The sequence below is a fragment of the Panacibacter microcysteis genome, assembly GCF_015831355.1.
Lineage (GTDB): Bacteria > Bacteroidota > Bacteroidia > Chitinophagales > Chitinophagaceae > Panacibacter > Panacibacter microcysteis.
Map to the genome: position 1 here is coordinate 663960 of NZ_JADWYR010000002.1, position 18445 is coordinate 682404.

Annotated in this window: 18 protein-coding genes; 13 read left to right on the forward strand and 5 right to left on the reverse strand. The window is 43.6% G+C overall.

The annotated features are described in order from the left end of the window. The first annotated feature begins 122 nt into the window (after nt 1–122). The 4 genes from katG (at nt 123) to I5907_RS14715 (ending at nt 5482) form a co-directional block, all read left to right on the forward strand. Entirely contained in the window at nt 123–2390 is a 2268-nt protein-coding gene (katG, locus tag I5907_RS14700; RefSeq protein ID WP_196991569.1) for a catalase/peroxidase HPI, read from the forward strand. Between the two features lie 525 nt (nt 2391–2915). Beyond that, nucleotides 2916–4346 carry a T9SS type A sorting domain-containing protein gene (locus tag I5907_RS14705; RefSeq protein WP_196991570.1) on the forward strand — a complete coding sequence of 477 codons (1431 nt, stop codon included), beginning with the start codon at nt 2916–2918 and terminating at the stop codon, nt 4344–4346. A gap of 303 nt (nt 4347–4649) precedes the next feature. Next, on the forward strand, nt 4650–5036 hold the full coding sequence (locus I5907_RS14710) for a helix-turn-helix domain-containing protein (RefSeq protein ID WP_196991571.1): 387 nt from the start codon (nt 4650–4652) through the stop codon (nt 5034–5036). A gap of 59 nt (nt 5037–5095) precedes the next feature. Next, complete coding sequence (locus I5907_RS14715; RefSeq protein ID WP_196991572.1) at nt 5096–5482, forward strand: VOC family protein; 387 nt, start codon at nt 5096–5098, stop codon at nt 5480–5482. A 166-nt stretch (nt 5483–5648) separates the two neighbouring features. Here I5907_RS14715 and I5907_RS14720 read toward each other — a convergent pair whose 3' ends face one another. Continuing rightward, on the reverse strand, nt 5649–6056 hold the full coding sequence (locus I5907_RS14720) for a DoxX family protein (protein WP_196991573.1): 408 nt from the start codon (nt 6054–6056) through the stop codon (nt 5649–5651). Nucleotides 6057–6279: 223 nt separating this feature from the next. Here I5907_RS14720 and I5907_RS14725 point away from each other — a divergent pair, with 223 nt between their 5' ends. Next, the gene (locus tag I5907_RS14725) at nt 6280–7050 is read left to right on the forward strand and encodes a DNRLRE domain-containing protein (RefSeq protein WP_196991574.1); all 771 of its coding nucleotides are present in this window, start codon (nt 6280–6282) and stop codon (nt 7048–7050) included. A 150-nt stretch (nt 7051–7200) separates the two neighbouring features. Here I5907_RS14725 and I5907_RS14730 read toward each other — a convergent pair whose 3' ends face one another. Next, a complete protein-coding gene (locus I5907_RS14730) occupies nt 7201–7728 on the reverse strand; it encodes a VOC family protein (RefSeq protein WP_196991575.1) in 528 nt (175 codons plus the stop codon). A 428-nt stretch (nt 7729–8156) separates the two neighbouring features. Here I5907_RS14730 and I5907_RS14735 point away from each other — a divergent pair, with 428 nt between their 5' ends. The 5 genes from I5907_RS14735 to I5907_RS14755 all read left to right on the forward strand — a co-directional run bounded on the left by I5907_RS14735 (nt 8157) and on the right by I5907_RS14755 (nt 14028). Next, entirely contained in the window at nt 8157–9536 is a 1380-nt protein-coding gene (locus tag I5907_RS14735; protein WP_196991576.1) for a T9SS type A sorting domain-containing protein, read from the forward strand. Nucleotides 9537–9649: 113 nt separating this feature from the next. Next, entirely contained in the window at nt 9650–9928 is a 279-nt protein-coding gene (locus I5907_RS14740) for a hypothetical protein (RefSeq protein WP_196991577.1), read from the forward strand. Nucleotides 9929–10100: 172 nt separating this feature from the next. Further along, the gene (locus I5907_RS14745) at nt 10101–12479 is read left to right on the forward strand and encodes an ATP-binding protein (RefSeq protein ID WP_196991578.1); all 2379 of its coding nucleotides are present in this window, start codon (nt 10101–10103) and stop codon (nt 12477–12479) included. A gap of 156 nt (nt 12480–12635) precedes the next feature. Beyond that, nucleotides 12636–12824, forward strand: a complete 189-nt coding sequence (locus tag I5907_RS14750) for a CsbD family protein (RefSeq protein ID WP_196991579.1) — start codon at nt 12636–12638, stop codon at nt 12822–12824. A gap of 244 nt (nt 12825–13068) precedes the next feature. Continuing rightward, nucleotides 13069–14028, forward strand: a complete 960-nt coding sequence (locus I5907_RS14755) for a TolB-like translocation protein (RefSeq protein ID WP_196991580.1) — start codon at nt 13069–13071, stop codon at nt 14026–14028. A 219-nt stretch (nt 14029–14247) separates the two neighbouring features. Here the strand turns inward: I5907_RS14755 and I5907_RS14760 are convergent, their stop codons facing one another. The 3 genes from I5907_RS14760 to I5907_RS14770 are packed head-to-tail and all read right to left on the reverse strand — an operon-like array spanning nt 14248 to nt 16316. Next, complete coding sequence (locus tag I5907_RS14760) at nt 14248–14706, reverse strand: GNAT family N-acetyltransferase (protein ID WP_196991581.1); 459 nt, start codon at nt 14704–14706, stop codon at nt 14248–14250. A 5-nt stretch (nt 14707–14711) separates the two neighbouring features. Continuing rightward, on the reverse strand, nt 14712–15659 hold the full coding sequence (locus I5907_RS14765) for an FAD-dependent oxidoreductase (RefSeq protein WP_196991582.1): 948 nt from the start codon (nt 15657–15659) through the stop codon (nt 14712–14714). Nucleotides 15660–15671: 12 nt separating this feature from the next. Continuing rightward, on the reverse strand, nt 15672–16316 hold the full coding sequence (locus tag I5907_RS14770; RefSeq protein ID WP_196991583.1) for a phosphatase PAP2 family protein: 645 nt from the start codon (nt 16314–16316) through the stop codon (nt 15672–15674). A 145-nt stretch (nt 16317–16461) separates the two neighbouring features. Between I5907_RS14770 and I5907_RS14775 the strand changes: the two genes are divergently transcribed. From I5907_RS14775 to I5907_RS14785, 3 genes are all read left to right on the forward strand, one after another. After that, complete coding sequence (locus I5907_RS14775; RefSeq protein ID WP_196991584.1) at nt 16462–16845, forward strand: hypothetical protein; 384 nt, start codon at nt 16462–16464, stop codon at nt 16843–16845. 171 nt (nt 16846–17016) lie between these two features. After that, on the forward strand, nt 17017–17355 hold the full coding sequence (locus I5907_RS14780) for a zinc ribbon domain-containing protein YjdM (protein WP_196991585.1): 339 nt from the start codon (nt 17017–17019) through the stop codon (nt 17353–17355). A 305-nt stretch (nt 17356–17660) separates the two neighbouring features. Then, entirely contained in the window at nt 17661–18206 is a 546-nt protein-coding gene (locus tag I5907_RS14785) for a lipocalin family protein (RefSeq protein ID WP_196991586.1), read from the forward strand. The last annotated feature ends 239 nt before the right edge of the window (nt 18207–18445 follow it).

Genomic DNA, 18445 nt, shown 5'->3' on the forward strand with positions numbered 1-18445 from the left:
ACGCATAAAATTAATTGATTATACTTATATATTCAATGCTCTACATTTGTCAATTAACGGAAAGGTATGCGCACTTTTCCTGATTTGTTGCCGGATTATAAACTCATTTATCAAATTTTTTTATGGAATCTAATGACATCAGTAAGTGTCCGTTTCATAACGGCACAATGAGACAAAGCGTGGCAGGCAATGGTACAAGAAACCGTGACTGGTGGCCAAACCAGCTAAAGCTGAACATACTGCGACAGCATTCATCCCTGTCCAATCCAATGGACAAAGATTTCAACTACGCTGAAGCGTTTAAAAGCCTGGATCTTGGGGCTGTTAAACAAGACCTGCACCAGTTAATGACAGATTCCCAGGATTGGTGGCCGGCAGATTTCGGCCATTATGGACCATTGTTTATACGCATGGCATGGCATAGTGCAGGCACCTATCGTGTGCAGGATGGCCGTGGCGGTGGCGGTGCAGGTCAGCAACGCTTTGCGCCATTAAACAGCTGGCCTGATAATGTAAGTCTGGATAAAGCCCGAAGACTGTTATGGCCAATAAAGCAGAAATATGGAAACAAACTTTCCTGGGCAGATCTTATGATACTTACCGGTAACGTAGCGCTGGAATCAATGGGTTTTAAAACCTTTGGCTTTGCAGGCGGCAGAGAAGACCAGTGGGAGGCACAGGAGGACGTATACTGGGGTTCTGAAACAACCTGGCTTGGCGGAGATATACGTTATGCTCAGGGTTCAGAAGGTGTGCCAAAAGAACACGGTGTAGTTTCATCAGACGATAACGCAGACGGAAAAATACATACCCGTGATCTTGAAAATCCGCTGGCTGCAGTGCAAATGGGTTTGATCTATGTAAACCCTGAAGGCCCTGACGGCAACCCCGATCCGCTGGCCGCCGCGAAAGATATACGCGATACATTTGGCCGCATGGCAATGAACGATGAAGAAACCGTTGCACTCATTGCAGGCGGGCATACATTCGGTAAAACCCATGGTGCAGCACCTGCTACCCATGTTGGCAAAGAACCCGAAGCTGCGGAAATGGAATTGCAGGGTTTTGGCTGGAGCAGCAGTTACGGCAGTGGAAAAGGAGCAGATACCATAACAAGCGGGCTGGAAGTTACCTGGACCACCACACCAACAAAATGGAGCAATAATTTCTTTGAAAACCTTTTCGGTTTCGAATGGGAATTAACAAAAAGCCCTGCCGGCGCACACCAGTGGGTTGCAAAAAATGCAGGCGATATTATCCCGGATGCTTTCAATGGCGCAAACAAAAGACCAACCATGCTTACGACAGATCTGGCATTAAGGGTTGATCCTGCTTATGAAAAAATATCCAGGCATTTTCTCGAAAATCCTGAAGCTTTTGCAGATGCTTTTGCACGTGCATGGTTTAAGTTAACACACAGGGATATGGGTCCGCGTGCACGCTACCTTGGCCCGGATGTACCACAGGAAGAACTCATCTGGCAGGATCCGATACCGGCCGTGGATCATATATTGATTAATGACACAGACACGGCAGCGTTAAAAGAAAAAATTCTTGGCAGTGGTTTAAGTGTATCAGAATTTGTTTCCACTGCATGGGCCGCGGCTTCTACGTTTCGTGGGTCAGATAAGCGTGGCGGCGCCAACGGTGCACGCATTCGCCTGGCACCGCAGCGTTACTGGCGCGTAAATAATCCTGTACGGTTAAATAAAGTACTCGATACGCTGGAAGGCATACAGACAGAATTTAATGCCAGTGCAGCAAACGGCAAAAAAGTGTCTCTTGCAGACCTCATCGTGCTGGCTGGTTGCGCCGCAGTTGAAAAAGCTGCGAAAGATGCCGGCAGCAACATACAGGTGCCATTCACGCCCGGCCGTATGGATGCTTCGCAGGAACAGACCGAAGTAGAATCAGTGGCTTATCTCGAGCCGTTTGCAGACGGTTTCCGCAACTACCGCAAACAAAAATCACCTGTGTCTACGGAGGCATTGCTGGTAGATAAAGCTCAGTTGCTTACACTCAGCGCTCCTGAAATGACGGTGCTTGTGGGCGGCATGCGTGCACTGAATGCCAACTACGACGGGTCGGCACACGGCGTCTTCACAAAGCAGCCCGGCACCTTAACCAACGACTTCTTTGTTAACCTGCTCGACATGAATACCACGTGGAAAGCAGCTTCAGAAGATAAGGAATTGTACCAGGGGCACGATCGTGCAACAGGCGAGGTAAAATGGACCGCCACACGTGCAGACCTCGTGTTTGGTTCCAATGCAGAATTAAGAGCCATTGCCGAAGTATATGGAAGCAGCGATGGAAAAGAAAAGTTTGTAAAAGATTTTGTTGCAGCATGGAATAAAGTAATGAACCTCGATAGGTTCGATCTTGTGTAATAAAAAAAGTGTTGACATCCACTTTTAACGGGCTGCGGTTTACCGCGGCCCTTTTTACATTATAAAAGTCATGGTGATACCGGCAACAGCAACTCCGGTTAAGCATCGTTGCGTCGCAATCCGTTCATCTGCAGAATAAGCATTGAGCTGCAGGCTGCGGTTATTGTTTTACGCTGTATTATAAATGCCGCTAACAAGAACCGTTCCTTTCATTGGTTTCAAGCCAATGCAAACTGCAGATGCCTTGGTGTTTGGAACAGCTCAATAAAGGCCCGGGCGTATAAGTGAGTGACACAACAGGCGATGCCACCTGTACAACAGCCCACCCACACACCATCCTGTTCTTTGACCTGTATTCGGGCATGCATACAATTATAAAACCAATAAAGGCGTACATGTTCCTGCCGCAGGTACAGTAAAATATTTTCCGGCTCTAATTGTTTATATGCAACGATTTTAAATATATTGATGTCAGGCTACAGTAATTCCCCGGAAATACAATTTAAAATCACTTAACTATTGCGTATGAAAAAGTCTACATTTTCCATCTTGCTATTGGCAGTTTGTGTGCTTGCAAATGCACAGGTTAAAGACACCGTTTTTTCTGACAATAAACAGAATGGTGTATGGGTTAAAAATGGTATCGACATACAAACACTAAACCCTGATTGTTCTGTGGCAACAAACCTGTTTCAGGCGTGGGATGAGGCAACTTCATCTTACGTGACCAGGGCACTTACAACATATACGTACGATGAAGCGGGCAATGTTGCCAGCATACTAAGCCAGGTATGGGATGCATTGGCCGGTAGCTGGATAAATTCGGGTCGTTCAATTTATACGTACAGCAGCGACGGGCGCTATTTTACAAACCTTTCGCAGGGCTGGGATCTTGTAAACAAACAATGGATCAACAGTTTTCGGATTCGCGTTGAATTCAATGCTGATGGCACAACCAACACAAGCCAGTTCGATTTGTATGATGCCTCTCTGGGCTGGTTAGCACAGGCACGAACATTTAACACTTACGACGACCAGCAACGTGTTATCAATTTTGTGTACCAGTATTACGTCAATAATGCCTGGGTAAACAACAGCAGAACAACATTCGATTACTCAAAAGGTGGGTTGTCATTTTCTTACTATTGGGATCCATTTAATGCAGTATGGGTAAAGTCACAGCGCGGCTTCAACGATTATTTACCGGGCACCGCGGTGGCAACAAAACAGTTGTACCAGAGTTACACAGGGTCGTCCTGGCTTAACCAATCACGCACTTCCACAAACTATAACGCAGCCAATTTGGTGGAGCGGGCACGAAATGAAGTTTGGGATGTGGCAACAGCCGGATGGATCAATGGTTTTCGCGTAAACAGTGGCTATTACAGCGATGGCTCCCAGCAATATTTTAAATTCGAATCGTGGGACGCGTTTAGCAATGCGTGGAGTTTTGGTTACCGTGCAACTTACACCAACAATGCATGTGCCACCACCATTGATTTTACACCATCCATAGAAATGCTCACTGATGATAAAAGTGAAAACCGAATAAAGAAGCTGCTGGCCACGCAGGCAAACCTGCCCAAAGCTTGGATCACAGAACGATCTTTTGCATCTGGCAACAGGCAAATAGCCGTAACTGTAAAACGTAAACTGGCAGTAAAACGCCACGCTGTACAAGCTGCACCACAACACAACAATCTCGCTGCAGGTAACAAAGTGTTGCTCTCTCCAAACCCTGCCAAAGGCTATTTCACACTAAACCTGGGCAGCTACAAAATGCAGGAAAGTATTACCATGATTATTACAGATCTTTCCGGCAAAAAGATCATGCAGCAACAACTGGCAGCAGGCAGCGTGCAACAGGTTGCTTTACCAAACGTGCAAAAGGGAATGTATATCGTTTCAGTTATTGCAGGCAAATCAATACAAACACATAAACTAATGGTGGAATAAAAACACTACTGCGTTTGCGAAAAGCAGCCGCCATGTGGCTGCTTTTTTATTGCGCAAGTATTGGCAGCACTGGTTCAGGTAGTGCTGTTTTTATTTTGTACCGGGCAGTTGTAGTAATAGCATCGCCTGTTGCGTCGCACTCTTGTACTGCACAGCAAATAGCAGCAGCAATGCTGTCAAACTTTTGCTACACAGCCAGGTCAATAACTGTTATTCACATTGTTTAATAATGACCAGGCTTATTATCAACTGATACAGTTGGTCTGTATTTTTGCTTTCACAAATACATCGCACATAAAAGTTTTGTTACCTGCATCAACATACTACCACCAGAAAGTACTGGAGCTTACAAAAAATGTATTGCCGGCAAAACATGTAGTGGATAAGATTATACAGGCTAAACATATTATTGAAACGCACTACACAAACAATATAGACCTCGATTTCATTTGTAGCCAATGCTGCTTATCAAAGTTTCATATGCTAAGGCTGTACAAAACCTGCTACGGCCAAACGCCGTTCCGCTTTCTGCACGATAAACGTATTGCAGCAGCGAAAAAAATGCTAAAGGCAGGCGCCAGTGTAAACGATACCTGTTATCATCTCAGTTTCGAAAGCCGTACTTCTTTTTCTGCATATTTTAAAAAGCATACAGGTACTACACCTTCTCAATTTAGAAAAAAGCAATAGTGAATACCTTTTTGTCAATTAACATCTTCATTTTTGCCCCTCTGTAAAATAAAGCAAAGATGAAGATCAGATTAACAAGCCTGCTGGTAGATAACCAGGAAAAGGCACTGCAATTCTATACAACTGTACTTGGTTTTGAAAAGAAAATAGACATGCCCATGGGCGAACACCGGTGGCTTACAGTAGTATCAAAAGAAGAACCAGATACCGTAGAGTTGGTGCTGGAACCCATCGCGTTTGAACCGGCAAAAGTTTATCAGCAAGCCTTGCTTGCGGCTGGCATTCCGGCTACCGCTTTTTATGTAGAAGACATCGTTGCGGAAGCTGCGCGGCTGGAAGCAGCAGGAGTGGAGTTCTCCATGATGCCCACACAAATGGGTACCGTAAAGATTGCAGTGTTTAAAGATACCTGTGGCAATAATATACAGATCTACCAGGTGCTGTAAAGCGATGTGAAAAATGTAACCATGTTTCCTGTTGCTTTTAGCATATAAATCCGGGGCGGCTATGCAACGGTGATCGCTGCAGTTGCCATGCAAACGGAACGTTGAACCGGGCGTGGCAACAGTCGATGCCATGTAAAGCTATGCCGGTTACCATAAAAACATCTTTTTACCGGGCGTCACGTTTACTTTTAAAAAGATGCTCCCATGCGCCGGTAGACCATAAGGCCCAAATAATCAATACCGGCTGAAAGAATAATCTTATCAATCGTTTATTATCTGTATCTAGCCCAAAGGCGTTGGTATGATTAAGGTATTGGGCAATATTCCCGGGAAAGATCAGCACATAAAAGACCGCCAGGGCAATGCCAACGTTTACGCGTTGACGTTTCCAGAATATCATTGCCAGGCCAAATGCAAGCTCTACAATACCGGAAAGTATAACTACAAGATCTTTACTCAGCGGTATCCAGTCTGGCACCTGCGCCTGGAATTCCTGTCGTTGAAATGTAAGGTGCCCAATGGCTGCCAGTATCATAAATGCTCCGAGTAAGATGCGCATAATATTCCTGATCATTGTGTAGTGTTTATTTTGTTAGCTACAAGTTATGCCTAAATCATGAATTGAACGATTGTGTGTAAAGCGCAAGGGTAAGCAATGAATATCCAATACTACCAGTTCACCAACGCAGCAGTAACCATGCAATGCAGGCTTATACATTAGATCCTACATGCATATGTAGTTTTTTAGACCAGTACCACTACATACTTTAGTGCACGTAAAACAAAACCTATCAAGAATGCTTAACCGAAAACACCTTTTACTGGCCGTATGCTACCTATGCATGATCAGTTGCAAAAAAGAAAACACACCAATCTCTACCTCATCCGGCTTACAGCAAAACGACGCAAGTGTTATTTCATCAGCAGACGCTCCAGGATTGTACCGCAATACCCGTACAGGTGAAATAAAACTCGTGTTGCAGCCTGGCGATGACGGACAGGATGCGCTTATTCAATGGAAACAAGACGATGATGCTAATGCCAACAGCAATGCCGGTCAGTTGCCGGAACTGGATGGATTTGCCTGGACCGTTTACGGCACACCAGTACTGGGACGGTCACTGATCAAATTCACCGGCTTAAATGACATTCCCGATTCGGCAAAAATACTTGGTGCAAAGTTGTTTTTGTATGGCACTACTTCAAGTGCGCCCGCCCCGCAGGGAAATTCCAGCTATCCCGGATCTCCATATGGCGAAGGAAACAATTCCTGTTATATAAAAAGAGTAACCTCTGACTGGGATGAAAATACCGTTACCTGGAATACCAGGCCTTCAGTAACCAGTAAAGACATGGTTGTAACCGAGGCTTCTACGAGTCAATGGAATTTCAATACTTCTGTTGATGTAACTGCCCTTGTAAAGCCAATGGTAAAAGCTGACGGGTTAAATAACGGTTTCGAAATGGTGCTTGCAGGTGAAACACTGTATAAATCCATTATCTTCTCTGCTTCCGAAGCGGCTATAGCACACAAGCGCCCAAAACTTATTATTGTTTATAAACTTTAGTGCACATTGCATGCAGCAGTAAACGGGCATAATTTGTGCTGGTGTAGAGGTGAGATTGTTATTAATCTCGCAGAACAAATTGCTTTAGCCATCTCCGACAGGAGATGGCTTTTGTATGGTTATAACGTAGAGCTGTTTACGTTGACTACACTATTTGGTGGTTGTGCTTCCCATTTGAATACCGAGTTGTTCATAAACAAGGTCGTTTGGCTCCCACAATTCAATTTTATTTTGTTCAGGATCGAGTATATGCACAAACCTGCCATAATCGTATGTTTCAATAGAATCCACCACTGTTACGCCATTTTTCTTTAAGGCGCTTAACAACTCTGCCAGGTTTTCTACGCGATAGTTGATCATAAAATCTTTCGCGGAAGGTTGAAAATACGTGGTCGTTTCTTTAAAAGGGCTCCATTGCGTAAAGCCTTTGCGTGTTGTATCTGCACCTTGCCGCCATTCAAAAACAGCCCCGTATTGGTTGGTTTGCAAACCAAGGTTCTCTTTGTACCACTCCCTAAGCTTCCCGGGATCTTTGCATTTAAAAAAGATGCCGCCTATGCCTGTTACCTTTTTGCTTTGTTGTGGTGTATTACTTTGGGTTGTAAGTATTGCTTTAAATGCAAAACCTGCTGTAAAAGAAACTGCAACGAGCAGCAATGAGAATAATAGTCTGTTCATAACATAACGGTATTAGTCATCTACGATAGTACTCTAAAAAAGTAAAGGCTGCCAGTTTTTGCCCGGGATTTTTTTTGAAGAAATATTGATTGGTTTTAGGGTAATGCGTTGGTAAACTGCTGCTGCTGCGCAATTGTGACCGGAGGCTGCAGCCGATTTATTTGTTGCAGTACAAGAGTGCGACGCAACGAAAGCCGGGATATAGTTTTAGCTGGCAACATAATAAAATTCTCTATCTGTAAATGTAAGTCTAGCAATGGGAAAAATCTACGTTATATGAATAGATTTTTATATAAAACAAAGAAATGTATGTGCGTGTATAATATTGACAATCAATACGTTGAAGTATATTTTAATTGTTAAATAATCCGGCCACGATTTCCTGCACTTCTTTTGAAAGTAGGTGGCACATCTCAAAACCAATACTTATGAAAGTGAATTTTACTTCAATGTGTGTGAGCGTATTTCTGCTGGCTGTTTTTTTATTTGCAACTGCGCCGGTACAGGCACAGTGTATAACGACAACTGAACCAAGGGAAAATATTACTACCAACGCAACGCTGATTGCCGGTACCAAAACCGAAACAATAAGTAGCAACAACATAAATATTGCGTACAAAAACCAGGGCAACGGTTCGAAGCTTACCATCAAATTTGCAGGCAACAACAATATTTACCGCAATGATACCATTCGTTTTGTTGGTGACATGACCATCGAGAACCTGACAAGGGGCAATAATGCATTTAATAATCTTGTGCTGGTGGTAACAGCCAACTCAACAATTGTATTTAAAAGTTTAGATATTAATAACAGCAGTAACATCACTTTTATCAACTATGGTATCATGCAGTTTGATAACAGTATAACAATGGCTGCCAATACCATTTTTATTAACAAGAACGCTGCGGCCGTATTAACCTTTAAACAGTTTACCAACTTTGCCAACAACTCCAACACCACAGTGCTTTACTCCAATGGAGGCATTGTAAATTTCAATGGCTTTCAGTTACAGGGAAATAATAGAATGTGCTTAACCGGTAATACACAGGTTAATACTACCAGTGTGGGAAATGACGTAACCAATGGTATTTATGTGCCTGCATCATTTTCGGCGTGCTTGAAATACACCACCAATGCAACCCTCAATAACAAAATATTTAGTGGTCCCGGTACATTGAATGTTGCCCAGAACCCCGGCGCTGCCAATGCTTCTAACGGGTCCAACTGGGGTACCTCTATGGTAAGGGCAAATTCAGGCGCGTGTAATCTTATTCTGCCTGTAACGCTGAAAGCATTTGATGTGGTATATAACCAACAAAGCGTTACTGCCAACTGGAGCACAGCAACAGAACTGAATTTCTCCGGGTTTGAAATAGAAAGAAGCCTTGACGGTATAAACTTTAGGACAATTGGTGCGCTTAAAGCAAAAGGAAACAGTAATAACATTGTACATTATTCATTTAAAGATGGCGTTATGGTGCAGGCACTAACATACTTCTACCGTTTAAAAATGATAGATGCTGATGGTACTTACACTTATTCTGCCGTACGTTCTGTTGATATAACAGGCAATGCAGGTAAAGCAACTGCATTTGCATCCGGTAATGAAATATTTGTAAAGCATGCTGCGGCAAACAGCAAAACAACGATTGCTTTGTATGATGTTGTAGGTAAGTTGCTGTTCTGGCAACGTTTGGCTGAGGGGCAGACAAATACAACTATTCATGCACAGCAACTGGCGCATGGTAATTACATTATTGTATTGGCCGGCAGTGGTAAAAAAGAAACAATACAGGTTGTGCGTTGATGAACTTTCGGCCAGCCAATTTTTACCCCCCTGGAAAGCCTCATGTAACTACAGCAGTAAACATTCTTTATTTTTATCAGGAGGGGCACATGTGCTCACTTAAATTATTTAAAATGCCAGGAAAACTTACATACAACAATAACGGGCGTGGCGGCACAGTCGTTTACAGCGATGCGATATCTGAGATCAGTTTTGATTTTGAGTTTGGTGGCGGTAATTGTGTTGCCATCATTTTTATACCGGCGGAGCAACATTGGTGCGCCAGTACACAGCGAACACTGGATGAGCGTGCTGCAATAATAGACTTCGTAGCAAAGCAATCATTGGCAGACCAGGTATCGGGCGGGTATTATGAAGTATGGGATAACTATATTGAACTGTACAAAAAGTAGTGCCTGTTAAGCCGCAAAGGTAGTGCTGCGGTTAGCATTTATTTTTTACAACAGCCGGTTGATATTTTAATTTTTTGTATAAAATCTTATATGCGGTTCTTAAACATATAAAAACTTTCAATTTTGACTAAATAATTCATTTCTTTTGCTGATTATTGCTGAACATTTTTCTATGCACAAAGTTATCGACGATACTGCCCTCATAAGGGGTAGTAGTGAGATGGGTAAGTTAATCAGGGAAAAGGATTGGAGTAAAACTGACATTGGCGAAATCAGCAGCTGGTCTGGCACCCTTCTTACAACCGTAAATATTCTGCTCAATTCTAAATTCCCCATGTTTTTATGGTGGGGTAACAATCTTATACAATTTTATAACGATGCATACCGCCCAAGCCTGGGTGTTTCAGGAAAACATCCTGATGCCCTGGGGCAATATGCCATAGACTGCTGGCCCGAAATATGGCATATTGTAGAACCGCTGATCAAAACCGTTACTACAACCGGCGAAGCTGTCTTCAGCGAAGACCAGCTGGTGCCCATTTACAGGAATGGAAAAATTGAAGATGTTTACTGGACCTACAGCTACAGCCCGGTATATAACAACGATGGTATTATAGAAGGTGTGTTTGTAACATGTATGGAGACTACAGGCAAGGTGCTGAGCAATAAAACCATACTCGAAACGCAGAAAGCATTGGAGCTCTCAAAGCTGGAAACAGAAAACCAGCGCGATCGGCTTACCAGGTTTTTTATGGAAGCCCCTGCTGGTATCTGCATACTGGGCGGGCCAGACCTTGTTTTTGAACTGATCAACCCCAATTACCAGATGTTGTTGCCTGGCAGAGATCTGCTTGGTAAACCTATTTTTACCGCTTTGCCGGAATTAGCTGACCAGCCCATAGCAACTATTATAAAAGATGTTTATGAAAAAGACCAAACCTTCGAAGGAAGGGAGTTGAAGGTACCCCTGGCAGGGCCAACAGGTGAACTGGAAAACCGTTACTTTAATTTTATTTACCAGCCAAGACACAATGAAAAAAAGCAGGTAGATGGTATCATGGTTTTTGTGCATGAGGTTACCGGCTTTGTGGAAGTAAAGCATTCACTCCAGGAAAGCGAGCATAAATTCAGGAGCATTGTAGAGCAGTCATCTATCCCCATCATGGTTACCAGGGGCGAGGAGGCGGTGATAGAAGAAGTAAATCAACCCATGCTCGATCTTATACGGCACAATGCTTCTATCAAGGGCAGGTCTGTATACAGCGTTATGCCGGAATTAAAAGGGCAAAGCATTATTGATCATTTATACAGTTGTTATACAACGGGCGAAAAATGGACCGGTGATGAACAGCCCATTCTGATGGTAAAAGATGGCAAAGAAGAACTCGGGTATTACAATGTTACATACCAGCCTTTTATTGAGCATGGTAAAATTGCAGGTGTATTGCATACGGCCATCAACGTTACGGAGCAGGTAATTGCCCGCAAAACACTGGAAAAAACAGAAGACACATTAAAGCTTTCAATATTAGCCGCCAATCTTGGTACATTCGACCTCGATCTTGAGAACGGCATCATGAAATGGGATAAAAGATGCAGAACGTTGTTTGGTATCAGCCACGACAACGATGTCTCTTACGACAGAGACTTTGTAGGCGGATTGCATGAAGACGACCGGGAGCGCATTACGTACATCATCAATAACGAAGTGTTCAACAGGGAGATTTCCAATGGTAATTACGATGTGGAGTACCGCACCGTTGGTGCAGATGACGGCAAAGTGCGTTGGGTACGCGCCATGGGCAAAGCATATTTCAACGCGCAGGATGTTCCGGTGCGCTTTATAGGCAGTGTACTCGATATTACAGAACAAAAAGAAGATGACCTGCGTAAAAATGACTTTATAGGCATGGTAAGTCATGAACTTAAAACACCTCTGACATCGTTAAAAGCATACCTGCAAATCCTGCAATCTGCCAACTATACCAATCTTGCGCCGGCCATATTACCAAAAGTAGAAGTGCAGGTAAACAAGATGAATGACCTCATCCATGGTTTCCTTAATCTTTCCAGGTTTGAGGCCGGTAAACTCACGATCGATAAGCAGCCTTTTGATCTTGATGTACTGGTTGATGAAGTAATAGAAAGCAAAAGACTGATAGCACCCAACCACGTAATAACTTTCGACAGGTGCCGCAACATTACCATCATAGCAGATAAAGAAAAGATAGAGTCTGTTGTTCGTAACCTGCTGAGCAATGCTATTAAGTATTCGCCGTTCAATACCAATATACACGTTGTTTGCCACCTCAAAGAAAAAGTGGTAGAGGTTACAGTTACAGACCAGGGTATTGGTATAAAAACAGAAGACCAGCAAAATATTTTCCAGCGCTACTACAGGGTGATGAACGACGCCACCCGAACCATCAGCGGCTTTGGTATAGGTCTTTACCTCAGTGCAGAGATCATTAAAAGACACGGCGGTACCATCGGCGTGCAAAGTACACCAGGTAAGGGTTCTACGTTCTATTTCACACTCCCTGTAGAATAAATGTGTGGTCATCAATTCCACATATTTTTTAATATGTGTGCAAAACATTACCGCGTTCGTACCGCATCATGTAGTTTTTGTAAGGGAAACATGGTGAGTCTCTTTTGGCACAATCTTTTACCATAGAAATGTATTGTTTAACCTAATACATTTATTATGGACAAGATGGAAGTAAAAGGTAAATGGAACGAGTGGAAAGGAAAACTCAAACAGGAATATGGTGATCTTACTGACGATGATCTAACGTATGAAGAAGGTAAAGATGATGAGCTTTGGGGACGCATTCAGCAAAAGACAGGCAAAGCAAAAGATGACCTTGTAAACTGGCTAAAGGGATTAGGATAACCAGTACAATGACAAAGGCTTCCGTTTCGGAAGCTTTTGTTTTTTACACATACGTGGCAACATCATAATTTTAAAGAATAGAATTTTGGTGTGCCCGGCTGTTGTATTCCAATGAAGCATCGTTGCGTCGCACTCTTGTACTGCAGCGCCTTTGGCAGCAACGATACTGCATAATGAGCACCAAACATGATCCAGCATATCTTTCTGTAAAACCGTTTTGGAAATAACACTGTAAAAGGAGCTTATGAAAAAGATTATGCCTCTTTGTTTTTCGTTAGCTGTTACCTGTAGCGCATTTGCACAAACTTACCCCGCAAACGAAAATGCTGCAGATACGGTAAAGCTGTTTGCAGCAGACATCATATCAAACGGGTTGAGCAACCGTGATTTCGCAATTTCTCCAAACGGTGAAGAGATCTTTTTTACCATACAGCAACCAAAATTCCTGAGCAGCACCATCGTGTACATGCATAAAATAAAAGGCCGGTGGAGTGCACCTGAAAGGGCACCTTTTTCCGGCACCTACCGCGATCTTGAAGCAGCATTTGCAGCCGATGGCAACACCATTTACTTTTCTTCAGACAGGCCGGTTGATGCAAACGATTCGATCAGTGATTTTGATTTATGGAAGGTGCAGAAAAGAAATGGCGCATGGGAGCAACCGGAACATCTTGGTTTTACAGTAAACACGGCGAAAGATGAGTTTTACCCATCTGTTACAAAAAACGGAGACCTGTATTTTACCGTTGAAGCAGTAAATGGAAAAGGCAGGGAAGATATTGTGGTGTGCGCTTTCAGCAACAATACTTATGCGGCACCCGTAAGCCTGCCTGGAACCATCAATTCCGAAGGCTACGAGTTCAATGCATTTGTTGACCCAGACGCAAGATTCATGTTGTTTACTGCTTATGGAAGGCCTGATGACCTGGGCAAAGGAGACCTGTATATTGCTTATAAAGATGAACAGGGAAACTGGCTGCAGGCAAAGCATTTGCCCAAAGGTATCAACACTACGGATCTTGATTATTGCCCTTTTGTTAACCGGGATAAAAACATCCTTTTTTTCACCTCTAACAGAACAAGCACGCAGTTTAACAATGGCCGGCAAAAAGATTATGCCGCAACCACGCAACTACTGTCTTCTGCAGGTAATGGCCTGGATGATCTGTACTGGATAAAATTCGATCCTGCGGCATATAAGTAAAATTGTTACGCCGGGATGTTTGGCCTGAGAAAAAATGTGTTTACAAGATACATGGAACAATATGTTTACGATGCAATAAGGCAAGGCCGGTTATAATGATGCATGAGCAAACCACGGACTGCAGCCGCCATGAAAATATGCTGTAAAAGTGATTGCGACGCAACGATGCTGCCATACAATACCGAAGCTGGTAACATCATTAAATCAGGCAAGTACAACCTAGACCGGAATGCTGCAGTTGATCCATTCGGGATCAAAATTTGCCTGGTATTTTTTATAGAAATTGATGGCGGGTTCGTTCCACTCCAGTACCTGCCATACAATACCGCTGAAACGTTTTGCCTTTGCTTCTTCAATCAGTGCATCGAACAATAACCTGCCAATTCCCTTGCCTCTTGCGTTTTCTGTTACTACAATATCTTCCAGGTACATGCGCTGGCCCTTCCAGGTTGAGTAACGTATGTAGTATAATGCAAACCCCAGGATCACCGTGTTATCGCCGGTGGTTTCTTCGGCTACAAACGCCCACCACACTGGCTTTTCACCAAAACCGCTTTCTTCAAAATGTTCCAGCGTTACAGTAACTTCATCCGGTGCCTTTTCATAGATGGCCAGTTCTGTTACCAGTTCCAGCAGCCTTTTGCAGTCTTCTTTTGTTGCTCTTCGAACATTGATCATTGTAATCAGTTTATTTCATCAACAAGTTGTGCCACTTCTTTTGCACAGCCGAATGCCAGCGTAAAACCGCTGCCGCCATGCCCGTAATTGTGAATGATGTTTGTACCTGCTTCTCTTTCTACGCGTACTTCCTGCCGGTATGGGCGCACGCCTGCCCAGCTACCCAGCACACGCTTCGATCTTAAAGCAGGAAATACCTCGTAGGCATTACCAAGCAGTCGTTCTATGGTTGCCGGTTCGGTAATTGCCGCATCTACATGTTCTTCGTAAGTACCACCAACAATAATTGCATCTTTGCGCGGTACAATGTATAAGGGCTTTTCGTTATCGAGGTAGATATCCATTTCTTCTGCAGGCTCCAGTAAACCCACCTGCCCTCTTACTGGTATGAGCGCAGCATCGTTACACAATTTTTTTGCACCCAGTGCCGCGCAGTTGATCACGCAATCGTAATCGTGCTGCAGCTCGCTGAAATGGCCGATGGTGCGTTCAATAAACACGGCGCCCTTTGTTTCAAGTATTGTTTTCAAATACGGAAGAAACAACTGGGTCTCTATCAGCGGCACCTTTACTTCATATGCTTTTGCAATACCATCAGGCAGTTCAGTGGCGGGCAGTATGCGCATAGCGCCCTCAGGCATAAAATCTATCCATACAGGCTCAGCTTCTGCAACACCATGTCGCAATACTTTCACCAGTTTTTGTATGCTTATTCCAGATGAAGGCTCATGGATAAGTGAGCTATAAAAATGATAGCTTTCCCTGCACCAGCCAATGCCGCGTTTATCGTTGCGTATATGATAAGGGAACCAGAATGCAGCCGCTTTGTTGGATGTTATGCCTGGCGAAAATGCACTGGCGAAAATTGTAATATTATGTGATTTGCCCGTTAACAGCAATGCGGTACTCATACCACTGATGCCTGCCCCGATAATAGCGATCTTTTTACCCATGAGTTCATTCAATTATTCATTTATACCCGGCGCCACACTCCGGCTGTAGCCGATGAGCGGAGGTAAACCAATTTTACTGTTGAATACATTGGCGGTAACAATACCCACGATGCTGCCAATAAAAGCGCCACCCAATACATCCAGCGGGTAATGCACGCCCACATACACCTGCCCGTAAGCGATGGTGGCGGCCCAGAAAAAAAACAGGTATCCCCATTTATTAAAATATTGTTTCATGGTAAGCCAGGCAAACCAGGCCATACCAAAATGCGTGGTAGCATGCGACGAAGGAAAACTGAATGTACCCGAACAGCCGCCCAGCAATGCATTTACATGAAACAGGAAGTCCTGGTCATTACATGGCCTTGGTCTTTGTACCAGGCCTTTAATAAGACCGCTGCTTAACTGGTCTGTGAGAGATGCAGTAAGTACAAAAAAAACGATCCACGGCCATACGCGCCAGCCGAAGTTGATAACGACAAACAAGGTGAGAAAAAGATACAGCGGAATCCATGTATTAGAGTCTCTCCACCACGGTACCACGCTGTTGAGAAAATCATTGGTCCAGGTGCTGTTGATCCTGATGAAAAGCCACCTGTCCCAGCTTTGAATGGTTTCCCAAACACCGGGGCCTGCTGTTGTGTCCAGTAAAAACATGCTACAGTTTTATTAAGGGCACAAGATACAAGCAAATAAAAAAAATACAGCGCTGTTTATGTAATGCAAAAAAATCGTGCATCATGTACGCAGCCATACTTTTTACGGCAAAAAATTATTAGTTTCAATCATCAACAGCACCGCCATGAAAAAGATCACACTCCTGTTGCTGCTTTTACCAGCCTGCATAACGCTCAGCGCACAACAAGACAAAGCCTTTGTAATACCGCGTAATAACCAGCAGGATTCTGTTTTTAAAAAGACATACCCACAAAAACAGTTTATAGATTCTTTGCCCTCTGCATATTTCCGTAAACATCGTGCGCCTTTACCGGGTTCCATGCCCAACAAAATGACCTACCTTGGCAACAATGGTAAGGGTTTTGATATTTACCAGACACCGCAGGACAATATGTTTATACTACGCCCTGATTCTTCTTTTTACAGCAATATGCCCGTGAAAGATTTTATGCGCATCCAATCACCAGCTTCCGATATGCCTAACCCGTTGAAAGAACGAAAAAACTAAATCACAGAAAACAAGTATGTAGCCGGCAGCAGTATTTCATGGCATCGGTTGTTGCGTCGCACTCTTCAACTGGCGGAACATCACGGAGCAAACGCGAAGATTGACGCGTATATGACTGAAATCATTTTACATCATCTGTAAAATGCTATTTTGCGGGCCTAAAAAAATCGAATGAGCGAATTATCACCTTGTCCTCTCTGTAAATCGGTTTATACCTATGCCATGGATGACCAGCTTGTTTGCCCCGAGTGCGGCCATGAGTGGAACCCGCAGGAAAATGACGTAAACGACGACGCGCTGGTAGTAAAAGATTGTAACGGGAATGTGCTCAAAGATGGCGATTCGGTGGTTACCATTAAGAACCTGCCGGTCAAAGGCTCATCACAAACAATAAAGGCAGGTACAAAAGTGAGAAACATCCGTTTGGCAAGTGGCGATCATAATATTGATTGCAGGATTGATGGCTTTGGGGCCATGGCGCTTAAGTCAGAATTTGTAAAGAAAGCCTGACCACGAGCTGCAGTTTACGTTACATATTACGCCGGCTCACCGGCAAAAACTTTGCTGTCGCAAGTATTTCTTTTTAAAGCAAAACATCACCTGTTATCGGATGAAAGTTAAACTCATACAACTTTCGTAATACTGCTTTTTGCAAGCCCGCTGCAACAGATCGCTGGAGTTGCCATAAGAACAGAACGTACAAGTGAGTGACACAACCGGCGATGCCATTTGTTGTGTTGCCCGCTACACTATGGCTGTAATTCTTTTATTTTTTGGTATTGCATTTGATTGACTGTACAGGTAAAATGGAAGGCATGAAAAAAACTGATAAAAAATACCTGTTGATTGGCGGCGGCCTCTTACTTGCCGGTGCATTGATAGCGTGGAGCCGAAGGCGTACCATACCCAAAGGTGTGCAGGCTGTACATAATTTTGATAAGCAACGATACCTGGGCAAATGGTATGAAATTGCGCGTTTCGACTACATATTTGAGCGTGGCCTGAATAAGACTACAGCAGAATATGCAGCAAATGAAGATGGCAGCATAAAGGTTGTAAACAAAGGTTACAACACGCGGAAAGCGAAATATCAATCTGCAGTAGGAAAAGCAAAGTTTACCGGTGATGAACAGGTAGCCAGATTAAAAGTATCTTTCTTTGGCCCTTTCTATGCCGGGTATAATGTAATAGCGCTCGACAACGATTACCGCTACGCGTTGGTTGCAGGAAAAAACAGGGATTATTTGTGGCTGTTATCCCGCGAAAAATCAATGCCGGAAGAAGTCATTGAACGGTACCTGAATATTGCGCGCAGCCACGGTTTTAAAGTAGAAGACCTGACATGGGTAAAACACGACTAAGACTGTCTTGTACTACGTTTACAAAAACGGCTGCAGCAGACCTGCAGCCGTTTTTGTATGCAGGAGTGTAAACTTATTTTACATAACCATGCGCCAGGTTTGGCAGGCTTATGGTTGTTTTGTTGCATGGTAAACGCTGCTACCCACCGTCTTTATTGCCTGTAAAAAATATAGTGTAGAAAAAGATTTTTGGCTTACTGCAACAGATACATTAGCTGTTGCTAACGTAAAATCTTTCG

Bases quoted from the DNA above. Each gene is read 5' to 3' on its own strand.
- katG (WP_196991569.1), top strand. From the start codon at position 123: ATGGAATCTAATGACATCAGTAAGTGTCCGTTTCATAACGGCACAATG.
- I5907_RS14705 (WP_196991570.1), top strand. From the start codon at position 2,916: ATGAAAAAGTCTACATTTTCCATCTTGCTATTGGCAGTTTGTGTGCTT.
- I5907_RS14715 (WP_196991572.1), top strand. From the start codon at position 5,096: ATGAAGATCAGATTAACAAGCCTGCTGGTAGATAACCAGGAAAAGGCA.
- I5907_RS14720 (WP_196991573.1), bottom strand. From the start codon at position 6,056: ATGATCAGGAATATTATGCGCATCTTACTCGGAGCATTTATGATACTG.
- I5907_RS14725 (WP_196991574.1), top strand. From the start codon at position 6,280: ATGCTTAACCGAAAACACCTTTTACTGGCCGTATGCTACCTATGCATG.
- I5907_RS14730 (WP_196991575.1), bottom strand. From the start codon at position 7,728: ATGAACAGACTATTATTCTCATTGCTGCTCGTTGCAGTTTCTTTTACA.
- I5907_RS14735 (WP_196991576.1), top strand. From the start codon at position 8,157: ATGAAAGTGAATTTTACTTCAATGTGTGTGAGCGTATTTCTGCTGGCT.
- I5907_RS14740 (WP_196991577.1), top strand. From the start codon at position 9,650: ATGCCAGGAAAACTTACATACAACAATAACGGGCGTGGCGGCACAGTC.
- I5907_RS14745 (WP_196991578.1), top strand. From the start codon at position 10,101: ATGCACAAAGTTATCGACGATACTGCCCTCATAAGGGGTAGTAGTGAG.
- I5907_RS14750 (WP_196991579.1), top strand. From the start codon at position 12,636: ATGGACAAGATGGAAGTAAAAGGTAAATGGAACGAGTGGAAAGGAAAA.
- I5907_RS14755 (WP_196991580.1), top strand. From the start codon at position 13,069: ATGAAAAAGATTATGCCTCTTTGTTTTTCGTTAGCTGTTACCTGTAGC.
- I5907_RS14760 (WP_196991581.1), bottom strand. From the start codon at position 14,706: ATGATCAATGTTCGAAGAGCAACAAAAGAAGACTGCAAAAGGCTGCTG.
- I5907_RS14765 (WP_196991582.1), bottom strand. From the start codon at position 15,659: ATGGGTAAAAAGATCGCTATTATCGGGGCAGGCATCAGTGGTATGAGT.
- I5907_RS14770 (WP_196991583.1), bottom strand. From the start codon at position 16,316: ATGTTTTTACTGGACACAACAGCAGGCCCCGGTGTTTGGGAAACCATT.
- I5907_RS14775 (WP_196991584.1), top strand. From the start codon at position 16,462: ATGAAAAAGATCACACTCCTGTTGCTGCTTTTACCAGCCTGCATAACG.
- I5907_RS14780 (WP_196991585.1), top strand. From the start codon at position 17,017: ATGAGCGAATTATCACCTTGTCCTCTCTGTAAATCGGTTTATACCTAT.
- I5907_RS14785 (WP_196991586.1), top strand. From the start codon at position 17,661: ATGAAAAAAACTGATAAAAAATACCTGTTGATTGGCGGCGGCCTCTTA.